This is a genomic window from Bartonella sp. CE47NXGY, from assembly GCF_042195415.1.
Lineage (GTDB): Bacteria > Pseudomonadota > Alphaproteobacteria > Rhizobiales > Rhizobiaceae > Bartonella.
In genome coordinates, this window is the sequence record NZ_JBHIOI010000001.1 from 121,668 (window position 1) to 135,895 (window position 14,228).

8 protein-coding genes and 1 pseudogene are annotated in these 14,228 nt (G+C 38.2%); 3 read left to right on the forward strand and 6 right to left on the reverse strand.

Features of this window, described 5'->3' with window-relative positions; genetic code table 11:
* Positions 1-54: 54 nt before the first annotated feature.
* The gene (locus tag ACFIL3_RS00535; RefSeq protein ID WP_375631664.1) at positions 55-1,449 is read right to left on the reverse strand and encodes a TrkH family potassium uptake protein; all 1,395 of its coding nucleotides are present in this window, start codon (positions 1,447-1,449) and stop codon (positions 55-57) included.
* A gap of 310 nt (positions 1,450-1,759) precedes the next feature.
* On the opposite strand from ACFIL3_RS00535, the gene trxB reads away from it, so the two are divergent.
* Positions 1,760-2,716: a thioredoxin-disulfide reductase gene (gene trxB / locus ACFIL3_RS00540; protein ID WP_375638079.1), complete on the forward strand. Its 957-nt coding sequence runs from the start codon at positions 1,760-1,762 to the stop codon at positions 2,714-2,716.
* A gap of 42 nt (positions 2,717-2,758) precedes the next feature.
* Positions 2,759-3,664 carry a LysR family transcriptional regulator gene (locus ACFIL3_RS00545; RefSeq protein ID WP_273791217.1) on the forward strand — a complete coding sequence of 302 codons (906 nt, stop codon included), beginning with the start codon at positions 2,759-2,761 and terminating at the stop codon, positions 3,662-3,664.
* A 1,162-nt stretch (positions 3,665-4,826) separates the two neighbouring features.
* On the opposite strand, the gene ACFIL3_RS00550 is transcribed toward ACFIL3_RS00545, so the two are convergent.
* From ACFIL3_RS00550 to ACFIL3_RS00565, 4 genes and pseudogenes are all read right to left on the reverse strand, one after another.
* Positions 4,827-6,029, reverse strand: a complete 1,203-nt coding sequence (locus ACFIL3_RS00550; protein WP_375612967.1) for a pyridoxal phosphate-dependent aminotransferase — start codon at positions 6,027-6,029, stop codon at positions 4,827-4,829.
* Positions 6,030-6,351: 322 nt separating this feature from the next.
* Positions 6,352-6,561 carry a cold-shock protein gene (locus tag ACFIL3_RS00555; protein ID WP_012754908.1) on the reverse strand — a complete coding sequence of 70 codons (210 nt, stop codon included), beginning with the start codon at positions 6,559-6,561 and terminating at the stop codon, positions 6,352-6,354.
* A 247-nt stretch (positions 6,562-6,808) separates the two neighbouring features.
* Positions 6,809-10,294: a carbamoyl-phosphate synthase large subunit gene (gene carB / locus ACFIL3_RS00560; RefSeq protein ID WP_375628664.1), complete on the reverse strand. Its 3,486-nt coding sequence runs from the start codon at positions 10,292-10,294 to the stop codon at positions 6,809-6,811.
* Positions 10,295-10,551: 257 nt separating this feature from the next.
* Positions 10,552-10,650, reverse strand: a pseudogene (locus ACFIL3_RS00565) (integrase); the annotation flags it as partial.
* A 454-nt stretch (positions 10,651-11,104) separates the two neighbouring features.
* On the opposite strand from ACFIL3_RS00565, the gene ACFIL3_RS00570 reads away from it, so the two are divergent.
* Positions 11,105-11,629 (forward strand): methylated-DNA--[protein]-cysteine S-methyltransferase, encoded by a 525-nt coding sequence (locus ACFIL3_RS00570; protein WP_375611196.1) that lies wholly within the window; start codon positions 11,105-11,107, stop codon positions 11,627-11,629.
* On the opposite strand, the gene ACFIL3_RS00575 is transcribed toward ACFIL3_RS00570, so the two are convergent.
* Complete coding sequence (locus ACFIL3_RS00575) at positions 11,626-13,947, reverse strand: ATP-binding protein (protein WP_375620708.1); 2,322 nt, start codon at positions 13,945-13,947, stop codon at positions 11,626-11,628. The two genes, ACFIL3_RS00570 and ACFIL3_RS00575, sit on opposite strands and share 4 nt — an antisense overlap.
* Between the last annotated feature and the right edge of the window lie 281 nt (positions 13,948-14,228).

Sequence of the window (14,228 nt, forward strand, 5' to 3'; positions counted from 1 at the left end):
CTCGCCTTTTTATCTTGTCAATTTTTTATCATGGTAGCATAAAATATCTCTGCATTAGAATTGTTCACGCCAGAAAGCGGGAATAAAAAGGACGAATATTGTTATGATTTCAAGGCGTCCAGCTAACATTAGAAAACTTAAAATCCATAAAGCATGATCGTTGATTGTAGAGAAATTACCAGTGGGGCCAATAATATCTCCAAAGCCTGGACCAACATTTGAAAGTGCGGTTAAGACCCCCGTAAAGGCAGAGGTAAAGTCAAGACCGGTTGTAAGCAAAAGTGCAGTGCCGATAACAAGGCAAAACATATAAAGACAGACAAAAAACAAAACGGCTTGAGCAACATCATTTGATATATTTGAGTGATCGTAGCGCGCTTTTACAACGACATTAGGAGAAAGAAGTTTTTCTATATTTGTTTGTGTAATACGCCAAAGAATAATGAGGCGATTGATTTTCATGCCACCAGAAGTAGAACCAGCACATCCGCCTGTAAAAGAAACAATAAAGAAAATTCCAAGCGCAAACGGTCCCCAAAGTTGATAATCTTCAGCGCTGTAACCGGTGGTGCTAATAATGGATGAAAGGTGAAAAATGACATCAAGGAAAATCAAGTGGAACGCGCGATGATCATAAAACCGTAGCCATGCCGCTAAAGCAAAGCTGAAAAGGAGAACGATATGGAGAAAAACAATCACTTGTGGGTCAAGGAAGCGTTTAGAGTGTCCAGGAAGGACTAATTTAACATAAAGTACGAAAGGTAAAGCAGAAAGCAACATGAAGATTGTTGAAATAATTAAGATGGCTGGTGTATCAGAAAAATAGCCAAAAGAAGCATCATGCGTTGAAAAACCAGCTGTTGCTACTGTACTCATTGCATGGTTAATGGCATCAAATAAATTCATGCCTGCAGCAAAATAAGAAAGCATACAAGCCAATGTTAACCCAACATAAGCGATGATAATTCCGTTAGCAATTTGGTTGATGCGAGGCAATATTTTTTCAGATTTATCAGATGATTCCATATGAAAAAGTCGCACGCCACCCACACGCAGTGAAGGCAAAATTAAGAGGGCTAAACCGATAAAACCAATGCCCCCAATCCAGCATATAAGAGAACGCCATAATAAAATACTTCGCGATAAATTATCAAGATCAGAAAGGACTGTGGAGCCTGTTGTTGTAATTCCAGAAACAGATTCAAAAATGGCTCCTGCTAGAGAAATGGGAAGAGGAGAAAGATAAAGAGGTAAGGCACCTACGATGCTTCCTGTAAGCCAAAGACAAACAGTGAGCATAAAGCCAAGCCGTGCTGAAAAGCGACAAGTAGCTCCCTTAGTTGCTAAAAGAATCAGCGTTGCTAACATGGTGGTTATGGCACAAGAATAGAGAAAGCTTATCCAATTACGATTGTTGTCGTGCAAATCCACAAAAATTGGCAAAAGCATTGCTCCTCCCATGATTAAGGCAAAACGTGCACAGACATTGATAATAAATTGAAAAATGATCGTTCCCTATCTTTGTATCTCTTTTTATTATGGTTTTGTGCTCATAAGAAGTTACATTTTTCTCTTTATAGGATAAGGATTAATTCTTAACATTAGCGTGCCTTGATGAATTAGTAATCAGACCTTTTCATAAAACTTGAAAAGAAGTATACATAACATAATTAGGGCTCTTGAAAAATATTTTTTTAAAAGGCTGCATTCCGTTATCATTTATAGAATAATTAATTTATAATAAAGTGAAGGGGATTTAATGGTACAATCGCATATTCGTCTGCTGATTATTGGCTCAGGTCCGGCTGGTTATACAGCGGCGGTCTATGCAGCAAGAGCAATGCTTAAGCCTGTTTTGGTGACGGGCTTGCAGCAGGGGGGACAATTGACAATTACAACTGATGTTGAGAATTATCCAGGTTTTGCAGATCCCATTCAAGGACCATGGTTGATGGAACAAATGGCAAAACAAGCTGAGAATATGGGGACAAAAATTGTTTATGATACAATTATAAAGGCTGATTTGTTGAAGTATCCTTTTGTCTTATATGGGGATTCAGGAACACAATATTCTTGTGATGCACTGATTATTGCAACAGGAGCTCAAGCGCGCTGGCTTGGTTTAGAAAGTGAACAGACCTTTATGGGCGGAGGTGTTTCCGCTTGTGCTACATGTGATGGCTTTTTTTATCGTGATAAGGACGTTATTGTCGTGGGAGGAGGAAATACGGCTGTTGAAGAAGCACTTTATTTATCGCATTTGGCTAAAAGTGTAAGCGTGGTTCACAGGCGGGGGCAGTTTCGGGCAGAAAAAATTTTACAAGATAGGTTGCTGGCTTGTAATAATGTGCGTGTTCTTTGGGATCATGTGGTTGAAGAAATTGTGGGGCTGCCAGCTCAAGATTCAATGGGCGCTGTTGTAACAGGGGCACGTCTGAAAAATGTTAAGACAGGTCACGAGATGAAAGTGAATGCAGAGGGCATATTTATTGCCATTGGGCATGATCCTGCTGTTTCTCTGTTTGAAGGACAGCTGAAACAAAAACGAGGCGGCTATTTATGGACAGCACCCGACTCAACAGCAACAAGCATTGCTGGTGTTTTTGCTGCTGGGGATGTGACAGATGAAACATTCCGCCAAGCTGTAACAGCTGCGGGAAGAGGATGTATGGCAGCGTTGGAAGCAGAACGGTTTTTGGATATACCCAGGCGTTAGTCATTCATTGAGAACATAGAGAATATAGAGGTAGAATTAATTGTGGCGCCACCGTTGGATTGGGATAAGTTAAGGGTTTTTCACGCTGCAGCAGAAGCGGGATCTTTTACGCATGCTGCTCAAAAACTTCATTTATCTCAATCAGCCGTTTCACGACAGGTTTCGGCTTTAGAACAAGAGGTTGGGGTATCCTTATTTCAACGTCATGCGCGTGGTTTGATTCTTACAGAACAGGGAGAAACTCTTTATCGTACAGCTCATGATGTTTTGATGAAGCTTGAAAGTGTGCGTTTGCAATTAAGTGAAAGCTATGCAAAACCAACGGGGCACTTGCGTGTGACCTCGACCTTTGGAATGGGGGCAGGGTGGATTGCAGAGCGTATGCCAGAATTTCTTAGTCTTTATCCTGATATGCAGGTTCAGCTTTTGCTTTCCGATGAAGAGCTTGATTTGACAATGTGTCATGCGGATTGTGCTGTTCGCTTACATCAACCCAAACAACCTGATCTTATACAAAGAAAACTCTTTACAATTCATATGCATGTCTATGCTTCGGAAAAGTATATTGCAAATTATGGAAAGCCGGAAAAATTGTCTGATCTCGATGAGCATCGTATTATTTCGTTCGGTGAACCTGTTCCACCTTATTTGTCTGGTTTAAATTGGTTGGAAAAGGCTGGTAGAAGTGATGGATCATTGCGCGTTTCAGTTTTACAAATCAACAATATCATCTCAATAAAGAATGCGCTTATGCGTGATCTTGGGATTGCTGTGCTTCCTGATTATATCGTCAATAATGATGAGCATTTAGTGCGTCTTTTTCCTGATATGGTTGATATTCCTTCTTTTGATACTTTTTTTTGTTATCCTTATAATTTAAAGAATTTGGCAAGGTTAAATGCTTTTCGAGATTATATTTTTTTAAAAGCTCGCCAGTGGTCTTTTTAATATTAATATCTTAATTTATAAGGAATAATTAGCTGTTTTGCAACTTGAGACTCCCGTAATATTCTTTCGTTTCAAATTTGCCTATATTGAATCAATTAAAATTATTTGTTGCACATTAAAAGTGGAGGGAGTTCGTACGGGTAAATATTTTTGAAAAGAGGGATAAATGTTTTTTATGAATGCTAGCAACCGTGAGGGTTATTATATATTGAAAAATGGACAATCGTGTGATGGTGTAGTTAACATTTTTACTATTTAATTAAAGAGAGTGGTACATGATGGAGACAAATTTAAAGCTATGTGTTTATTGCATAGCAGATACGCTTAAGTCTTTATTGTGCTTTTCCTTATAAAATGACATAGAATACTATCTCTTGATTATGTTGCCTCCCAGTTTCGTTTTCTTGAGTGTTCCCTTACGAAGATCTATCAGATTGATTTTATCTCTGAGGATTTTCCAAATTTGCCGGACATATGTCCGGCTTTTTTTTAAATTTTTGAAAGAGTCCCTAGAAATTGCAATATATGGGAAGATGATAAAGAAAAAATTTCGAAACTGGTGGATATCCAACAATTTTTTTAAGAATACTAAAATTCAATGAGGAGTTTGAGAGGGGATATTCTATTGTACTGTAAAAGTCTGTCTTTTAGGGGTGTGATATAAAATATTTAAAACCTTATACATGAAGTGCTTTTTATTAGAATGTGAGGTGAATATTTAAGGCAGGTCTTGTTCATAAAGCCTATGAAGTAAATCAAGTAGTTATTAAATAGAACTTAAAGGAAACTGGATTGCTTACACAACGATGGGAGGTGGCTTCTTCTTCGTTTTAGGACGAAGAAGAAGCTGAGAAATAGAAGAGATTTTATTGTAAGGGCCTTTGATTATAAGGGCAATTGTGTTTAAAAGTGCTCGGTCTTTTTTAGAGTTATAAATTGAATGGAGAAAGTAGAATAGGCTTGTCATCTCTTATGATAATAGACCGATTCATTTATTTGATAGCTAAATTTTTTTGATCTTTATCTACAGCATCTATTTTTGTGTTTATTCATAGATATTTTTGCTGAATCGATAGATTTAGACCATGACACAGTTTCAGATATTTTCTCGGATATACTAACATTCGGCAAAAAACAATCACAAGAGATGATATTAAAAATTTTAAATTAAACTGTTGCAAAAACGCTGTATACGTATACAAGCTTTTTCAAGTAATTCTTCTGATGTTGCATAAGAAATACGAAAAGTTGATCCAAGTCCAAAAGCAGATCCTTGGACGACAGCAACAGCTTCTGTTTCTAGAAGCGCTATGGCAAAGTCTTCATCATTCGTAATACGTTGACCATTGGGTGTTTTCTTTCCAATAAGTCCGGTGCAAGAAGGATAAACATAAAAAGCACCCTCAGGCGTTGGACAGTGAATGCCAGGAGCTTGATTTAGCATGGAGACAACGAGATCACGGCGTGCTTGAAAAATACTTTTATTTTTAGCAATAAAGTCTTGTGGCCCGTTGAGTGCTTCAACCGCAGCCCATTGTGAAATGACACTTGTTCCAGATGTTTGCTGTCCTTGAATGGTATCCATGGCTTTAATGAGTTCTTGTGGTCCGCCTGCATAACCGATTCTCCATCCCGTCATCGCATAGGCTTTAGAAACACCATTCATTGTGAGTGTACGCTCATAAAGCGCTGGTTCTACTTGAGCTGGAGTCACAAAGGTAAAACCCTCATATGTGAGATGTTCATATATATCATCGGAAAGGATATAAACATGAGGATATTTTACTAAAACATCTGTAAGTTTTTTCAATTCATTATGTGTATAAGCGGCACCTGATGGATTTGAAGGAGAGTTAAAGATGAACCATTTGGTTTTGGGGGTAATGGCAGCTTCTAGCTCTTGTGGTTGGAGTTTATAAGAAAATTCGGCTTTTGTTTCTAAAAAGACAGGCGTACCATCGTTGAGTGCGACCATTTCTGGATAACTAACCCAATAAGGGGATGGAATGATGACCTCATCTCCTTTATTCAAAGTTGCCATGAATGCATTAAAGAGAATTTGTTTTCCACCGGTACCAACAATAATTTGTTCTGGTTGGTAAAGAAGATTATTTTCTCTTTTAAACTTTGCAGAAATTGCTTGGCGCAATTCTGGAATTCCTGATATGGGAGGGTATTTTGTTTCTCCCCTTCGAATAGCTTCAATAGCCGCGTTTTTGATGTTGTCTGGGGTATCAAAGTCTGGCTCTCCAGCACTTAAAGCAATAACATTGCGCCCTAATGCTTTTAAATGGCGGGCCTTTTGAGAAGCAGCAATTGTTGCAGAAGGTTTGATACGAGACAGTTTGTCGGCAATAAAAGCCATAATTTTAAATCCTTATATTATATCAACAAATGGTTATTGCTTTAAGGATATTCTATAAGAGATTATATTGTATGCAATAAAAAACTTCCAAAATACTCTTACACGGGCTTTATATTCTTCTTTTTTGAGATATTTTACAAGATAATCTCTTCGTAGATTTTATGAAAGTTTTTGAGGAAGTATAAGAGAGGTTTGATAAATTGTGCAAAGGAGATAAGCAGTCTTTTATTTTAACAAGGTAAAATAATGCTTTATACAAAATAAAAAAATCTTCGTCTTTACAGACGAAGATTTCTAAATAAAATATTGCAGAATTTAAACTTTAAAGTGCTGCAAGGTTACCAGCGGCAAATTTTCCTGAACGACGATCTTGAAGAACATCATAAGAGATTTTTTGCCCTTCATTAAGACTGTTTAGACCTGAACGCTCGACGGCAGAAATGTGTACAAATACATCTGCACTACCATCGCTAGGCTGAATGAATCCGAAACCTTTTGTTGTATTAAACCACTTAACTGTTCCTGTAGACATAGGAAACTCCTTAGAATATATAATTATATTGAGCATTGAAGCTTTCATTTCTTCAATACGGTTGTAGATCGAAATTAGGTGGGAGAAGTTTCGTCGAAAGTGCAGATTGCACAGGAAAGAAAGTCACGTAACCGAAAATTCGATGAAACCTCTATAAAAGTTTTTAGAACAAAAAGCAAGTCTTAATCAATTTTTATATAAAGAAAAAATAAGAAAACAGTGTATATTTTGCTAAGTAGAAAAAAATTCAACTAAAATAACTTTGTAGTGAACGTACCTCAAGGTGCCTTTTTTTGAGTGCTTTGATCGCTTCTACGACGGCTTCGGCTCCAGCTATTGTTGTATAATAGGGAACATTTTGCATGAGTGCTGCATAACGTAATGATTTTGAGTCTGAGATGGCACTGGCAGTGCTAGTTGTATTAAAAATCAATTGAATTTGGCGATTACGAATAGCGTCTTCAATATGGGGGTGTCCCTCTAGAACTTTGTTAATTTTTTTTGCTTCAACGTGGTGTTCGGTGAGAAATTTTTGTGTTCCACTTGTGGCGACAACAGAAAAGCCAAGCTCAGTTAAACGTTTTACAGGATTTAAGATGCGTTTTTTATCTTCATCCCTTACAGAAACGAACAAAGTTCCCTTTTTAGGGAGTTTTACACCAGCTCCAAGTTGGGCTTTAGCAAAAGCAAGCGAAAATTCATAGTCAAGTCCCATAACTTCACCGGTTGAGCGCATTTCTGGACCAAGAAGTGTATCAACACCTGAAAAACGAGCAAAAGGAAATACTGCTTCCTTGACGGCAATATGTTGTTTTTTTTGCAAAGAAGGTAATCCACCATAAGCTTCAAGAGCATCATGAAGCGTTTCTCCTGCCATAATACGTGCAGCCATTTTAGCAATAGGGCGACCAATCGTTTTTGCAACAAATGGGACAGTACGTGAAGCACGGGGATTGACTTCTAAGACATAAATGGTGTCATCTTTTATAGCATATTGTACATTCATTAAGCCGCGAACATGAAGTGCTTGTGCTAATGCTTTGGTTTGGCGCTCTAATTCAGTAACTATTTTATTTGAGAGCGTATGGACTGGTAGAGAACATGCTGAATCACCAGAGTGGATACCAGCTTCTTCAATATGTTCCATAATACCAACGATTAGTGTTTCGTTACCATCACATAGACAATCAACATCTACTTCAATTGCTTCTGTTAAATAGGTATCAAAGAGAAGCGGATTTTTACCAAGCAATATATTGATTTGTCCTGTTGTGTCGTTAGGATAACGGACTTTGATATCTTCTGAAATTAATTCAGGGACACTCTCAAGTAAATAATTTTGTAAGCTACGTTCATCACGAATAATTTGCATAGCACGTCCTCCTAAAACATAAGAGGGACGTACAACCAAAGGGAAGCCTAGTTCGTGGGCAATGAGGCGTGCTTGTTCAATGGAGTGGGCAATACCATTTTGAGGTTGTGTTAAATTAAGTTTAAATAACAGTTTTTGAAAGCGGTCTCTATCTTCTGCTAAGTCGATAGCGTCAGGTGAAGTACCTAGGATGGGGATATTGTGTTTTTCTAGAGCGCTTGCCAATTTCAAGGGTGTTTGTCCGCCAAATTGGACGATGACTCCAACCAAATCTCCTTTTTCCTGTTCTGCTTCTAAAATAGCGATAACGTCTTCTGTTGTTAAAGATTCAAAGTAAAGGCGATCAGAGGTATCATAGTCGGTTGAAACTGTTTCAGGATTACAGTTAATCATAATCGCTTCAAATCCTGCATCACGCAGTGCAAAAGCAGCGTGGCAGCAACAGTAATCAAATTCAATACCTTGCCCAATGCGGTTTGGTCCACCGCCTAAAATAGCAATTTTTTTGCGTTCAGAAACGTGTGCTTCCGAGTGCTCTACACCTGCAAAGGGAACTTCATATGTTGAATACATATAGGCTGTAGGAGAAGAAAATTCAGCGGCACAAGTATCAATCCGTTTGAAGACGTGTTTAACATTCAGTGATTTACGTAAAGCTGCGATATAATCGGGTTCTTTCCCTGTAAGGGAGGCTAATCGCGCATCTGAAAAGCCCATAGCTTTTAACATACGTAAATTATCTGCGTCTTGGGGTAATCCATGAATGCGGATACGCTGCTCCATTTCAATGATGGAGGCTATTTGTTCTAAAAACCACGGATCAATTTTGCTAATTTGGTGAATCTCATTTAAGGGTAAGCCTGTGCGCATGGCTTGAGCAATATAGCGTAGACGATCAGGGCTTGGTATGGCAATGGCTGAGCGTATAGAACTTTTTTCATCACCTTCAGCATGCTCTGGAATCACAATTTCATCAAGACCCGTAAGCCCTGTTTCAAGTCCACGGAGTGCTTTTTGTAACGATTCTTGAAAAGTGCGTCCAATTGCCATGACTTCTCCTACAGATTTCATCGCAGTTGTGAGGACAGGTGATGAACCGGGAAATTTTTCGAACGCAAAACGAGGAATTTTTGTCACAATATAGTCAATAGAAGGTTCAAATGATGCTGGTGTTGCACCACCCGTGATATCATTTTTTAATTCATCAAGTGTATAACCAACAGCCAGTTTAGCCGCTACTTTGGCAATGGGAAACCCCGTTGCTTTTGAGGCAAGCGCTGAAGAGCGAGAAACACGCGGATTCATTTCAATAACAATGAGGCGCCCATTTTCAGGATTGACAGCAAACTGTACATTGGATCCCCCCGTTTCAACACCAATTTCTCGCAAAACAGCAATCGAAGCATTACGCATACATTGATATTCTTTATCGGTTAAGGTGAGAGCAGGTGCTACAGTGATCGAATCACCGGTATGAATCCCCATTGGATCAATGTTTTCAATAGAACAAACGATGATACAGTTGTCGTTCTTATCACGAACAACTTCCATCTCATATTCTTTCCACCCTAAAACACTTTCTTCAATTAATACTTCTGTTGTTGGTGAAGCTTCAAGCCCACGTTCAATAATTTCATAGAATTCAGAGCGGTTATAAGCGATTCCACCACCAGTTCCACCAAGGGTGAATGAAGGACGAATAATAGCTGGAAGCCCAACAACATCAAGAGCTTGAACTGCTTTTGCTGTTGCATGAGCGATATAATGTTGTTTGCGATCAGCTTCGGTATGTCGCCAGTTGCGCTCAAGTTCTTCGAGTGCTTTGTCAAGCGCAGCACCAGAAAGTTTTGCTTTAAGTTCAGCACACGTTTTTGCGTGTTGTTGGCGATTTTCTTCTTTCAGTTCTGTTGCATTGGCTAACATAGAGCGTGGCGTTTCCAAACCGATTTTTGCCATCGCTTGGCGGAATAAAGCACGATCTTCAGCTTTATCAATAGCATCAGCATTGGCTCCTATCATTTCAACATGATAGCGGTCTAGAATACCCATACGCTTTAATGATAAAGCAGTATTGAGGGCTGTTTGTCCTCCCATAGTGGGCAAAAGGGCATCGGGACGCTCGTGAGCAATAATTTTGGCAACTATTTCAGGAGTAATGGGCTCTATATAAGTTGCATCAGCTAGATCTGGATCTGTCATAATCGTGGCAGGATTAGAATTTACCAAAATAATTCGGTAACCTTCTTCTTTTAATGCTTTACAGGCTTGAGTGCCTGAATAATCAAATTCACATGCCTGACCAATGATAATAGGTCCTGCTCCGATGATAAGAATAGATTTTATATCTGTGCGTTTGGGCATGACTTTTTCCTATGACAAATATCTATGTGCGATTGTTGCGGGCAAAATATTTCAGTTCTGAGGCTACAATCATTTTATAAGTTAAGTGACAAAGAAAGTAAGCATTAAAATACCTTTTCCATGCTTTTTTTCATAAAATTGAAGATAAATTTCTTTTTTGAGTTGAGTCATCTCGTCAGTCTATCAAAAGTATGACCTTTGATAAAAAAATAATAACAGTGCTCTAACAAATTAGAATATTCAAGCATACGTGGAGCATAAAAAGCCGGAACATCTTTCCAATCCATTGCCGGTATATTTTGTGTTTTATGACATTTTTTGCCTAAGAGAGCACGCTCTTTTTCTATTGCTTGTAAAACATAAGCCATTATTTATGGTTCAATGGGATTTCGTAAAATGAAGTGGGAAGCTTATCGTGTTGTTCCGTAAAATACTGCCGTTTAGAGCTGTGATATAAGGTATGAAAATTGACCACATTAAGGTATTTTTTGTTAGTATATGATAAAATTCAGGACAAGACTTGTGTGTAGAGAGCTTATGAAATAAACTATATCAAATGGTTTCAGTTGGAATCTGTTAGATAAATAGCAAGATTGTTGATAAATCAGCTCTGGTCGAAGTTTCTGTTTTAGGGTAGGGAACGTCAATCTATAGATGTGTCTGTTTCATAAAAGGGTGAGAGTGTATTTTAATACAATGGCTAAGGAGATCATTTCAGAATGATTTTGTTTGTTTTTAAAAGATAGTGAATACTCTCCCTTTACTTTATGGATGATGTTCAAAACTTTTTAAAATATAAAGAAGGCTAAAATGCTGAATATTTCCCAAACGAGAGTATTCTGTCTGAAAGATGTATCAATAGGAAAGCTTTTGGTGGCTAGGTCTCAAAAAGGGATTTGTCATATAGCGTTAGGAGACACTATAGAGCAATTATTACAGGAGTTTACGATACGCTTTGGTGATGTACAACAAGTTGTAGGTGACAATACATTTAAGAGAGAAGTTGCCCATATTATAGCCATGATAGAAACACCTAAGCTGGTAAAAAAATATAATTTTCCCTTAGATATAAATGGTACAGTTTTTCAACGACAAGTATGGGCAGTATTATGTGATATACCATGTGGTGAAACAATTTCATATGAGATCTTAGCATGCCGTATTGGTATGCCGAAAGCTTTTCGTGCCGTTGCTCATGCCTGTGCACGTAACGAATTGGCTATTATCATTCCGTGTCATCGTGTTGTGCGTAAAAATGGTTTTATTTCAGGGTATCGTTGGGGGGAAAAACGGAAACAGATTTTACTACAACGGGAACAAAATGGAAAAATTTAACTTTGTGTGATGGGCATTATAATCGTTACAGTTGTTCCTTTCATTTCTTTTGAAGTAATTTCAAGTTTTCCTTTGTGGAGTTCTAGCAAGGAGCGTGAAATGGCTAATCCAAGACCTGAGCCCGTATGAGATTTAGTGAGCTGATTTTCGACTTGTTCAAAAGGTTGCCCAAGTTTTTTAATTGCTGATTGGGGAATACCAACGCCTGTATCTGTAATTTTAAAAATAAGGTTATTTTTTTTCTTGAAAGCGCAGACATCAATATTTCCGCCAGAAGGCGTAAATTTAACGGCATTAGAGATGAGATTAAGGAAAATCTGTTTCATTGCACGACCATCAACTTCAGCATGAAGTTCTGGGGTAATGTTTGTTGTAACAACAATATTTTTTTCTTGAGCTTGAGGTGTTAGTGTTCGTACTGCTTCACTAATGATGGGCTCAAGATCGGTATTTTTACAATCAAGCGTAAATCTTCCTGCTTCGATTTTTGACATATCAAGGATGTCATTGATAAGGGTTAGAAGATGGGTTCCTGAATTGTAAATATCATGCATATATTCCTTATAGCGTTGTGAACCAAGAGGACCAAAAGTCGATTGCAACATGATATCTGAAAAACCAAGAATAGCATTCAGAGGCGTGCGCAATTCATGAGACATATTGGCTAAAAATTCTGATTTAGCCTTATTAGCACTTTCGGCGCGTTCTTTTTCTGCTTTCAGACTTTTATTAAGTTTTTCAACTTCTGTTGCGCGTTGTTGAGCACTCCCTCGCGCGCGCTTGAGTTCTTGAATGAAAGAAAAAAGACGCCTTTCACTGTCTTCAAATTTTTCCTGTTGTTGTTTAAGCTCAGAAATGTCAGTACCAATACAAACCAATCCTCCATCTTGGGTTCGTCGTTCGTTAATTTTGAGCCAACAACCATCTGCCGTTTGGCGAATACTGGTTAAGTTACCAGTACCATCATCTTTAAGGGGATATTCACTGAGTGCAGGGCGTGCCATGGCTTCGACGGTTGCACGTTGGATACCTGATTGGAGAATTTGTTTAGGAATAGCGGCATATTCGCAAAATTTGCTGTTGGACATGACTAAACGTCCTTCAGCATCCCACAAGACGAAAGATTCTGAAATGTTTTCAATCGCATCACGGATACGAAGGTCGGCTTGCGCTGTTTGTTCAGCCAATTGTTGCTGTTCACTAATATCGAAGGAAATACCAACCAAATGGGGTTCTTCTTCTTCAGTAACTTCGGCACGAATGCGCATCCATACATAATGACCATCAGCATGACGCATAGGAACGTTAATATCGATATGCTTTTTTTTACCGCTCATTAATTCCTGAGCAAGGTCAAAAAAATTCGCATCATTTGGATTGATAATGGCGCTAATTTGGGAAATTGAGAGCAATGCATCTTGAGGGACATAGCCGAGCATTTCGTACATTGCTCGTGACCAGTAGACGCGTCCACTTGCCATATTCCAATCCCATAGTCCACAGCGTCCACGCATCATTGCCATATCAATACGGTTTTGAATTTTTTCTGAAACAAGATCTGTTTTGCGTGCTCGTACAATTTGGTTGTAATAAGCATAAAGAAGAGCAAGGATAACGCCACTAGTTCCAATGAACATGGTTATATTTAACGAGAGAGCTTTCCGCCATTCCATGTAAATATGTTGCATTTTTTCACTGATGAATACCCCATATTGTCCATTTTCTGTTTGCTGAAAGGAAGCGAGAGCAGGAATATCTTTTCCTATTGTAATTTTCATGATTCCAGCATGTTTTCCTAGAGCTTGTAAAGTAATGCTTTCAGAGGTAAAATTCTGTAAGGGTTTTCCTAAGACAATCTCGGAACTTGATGAAGCTAGGACATTGCCTTTTTGATCGACAATAGCAATAACAGCGCTGGTTTTTATAAAACCTTTGTTACGAAAATTAGTCAGGATATTTTGTAAATGATTATGAGAAAGAGCAGCAGCTTTTCCTTGTCGAGTGGCGGCAAGTAAGTCACGGTCGATTGTATTGGTAATATGAGAAGCTAAGAGAGCGATGGTAGAATGCGTGTTTTTATCAATTGTGTTGCGCCAATCATAGATTGATAGGAAACGGATTGCTGCTAGTATAACAAGAAATGCAAGAATTACAAATGGGAGTGAACGTCGCAGCCAAGGTTCAATAAAAAGAAGTTTTTTATAGGCAGAACCAGAAAACAGATTGGTACGCTCTGTCCGCTCCTTGCGACTTTGAGCGCTTGATTTTGAATCAGCATACACCTCCCTTGGCGCATTATATGCGTCCAATTTAGCCATCTCGCGTTCCTTTAATTCTGGAATAATGTGATTTAAAAACTGCTTCGATATTCATAGTAACCCCATCGAGTGCAATGAATCAAAACAGGAGTCTTCTGTCCAGTCTTTTTTTAAAAAAAAATAATTTTACTTTTATGATTTTGGAATATGAAAAGAAAAAAGTACTTTAAACGTGATCTATAAACAGGCTTAGATTGCCTGTTTATAGATTTAATGATGATCGAATAGTTTATAGAATTTATTTTAAAAAATATTATAGCATATTGATTTAAAATAATTTT

Bases quoted from the DNA above. Each gene is read 5' to 3' on its own strand.
- ACFIL3_RS00535 (WP_375631664.1), bottom strand. From the start codon at position 1,449: ATGCTTTTGCCAATTTTTGTGGATTTGCACGACAACAATCGTAATTGG.
- trxB (WP_375638079.1), top strand. From the start codon at position 1,760: ATGGTACAATCGCATATTCGTCTGCTGATTATTGGCTCAGGTCCGGCT.
- ACFIL3_RS00550 (WP_375612967.1), bottom strand. From the start codon at position 6,029: ATGGCTTTTATTGCCGACAAACTGTCTCGTATCAAACCTTCTGCAACA.
- ACFIL3_RS00555 (WP_012754908.1), bottom strand. From the start codon at position 6,561: ATGTCTACAGGAACAGTTAAGTGGTTTAATACAACAAAAGGTTTCGGA.
- carB (WP_375628664.1), bottom strand. From the start codon at position 10,294: ATGCCCAAACGCACAGATATAAAATCTATTCTTATCATCGGAGCAGGA.
- ACFIL3_RS00570 (WP_375611196.1), top strand. From the start codon at position 11,105: ATGCTGAATATTTCCCAAACGAGAGTATTCTGTCTGAAAGATGTATCA.
- ACFIL3_RS00575 (WP_375620708.1), bottom strand. From the start codon at position 13,947: ATGGCTAAATTGGACGCATATAATGCGCCAAGGGAGGTGTATGCTGAT.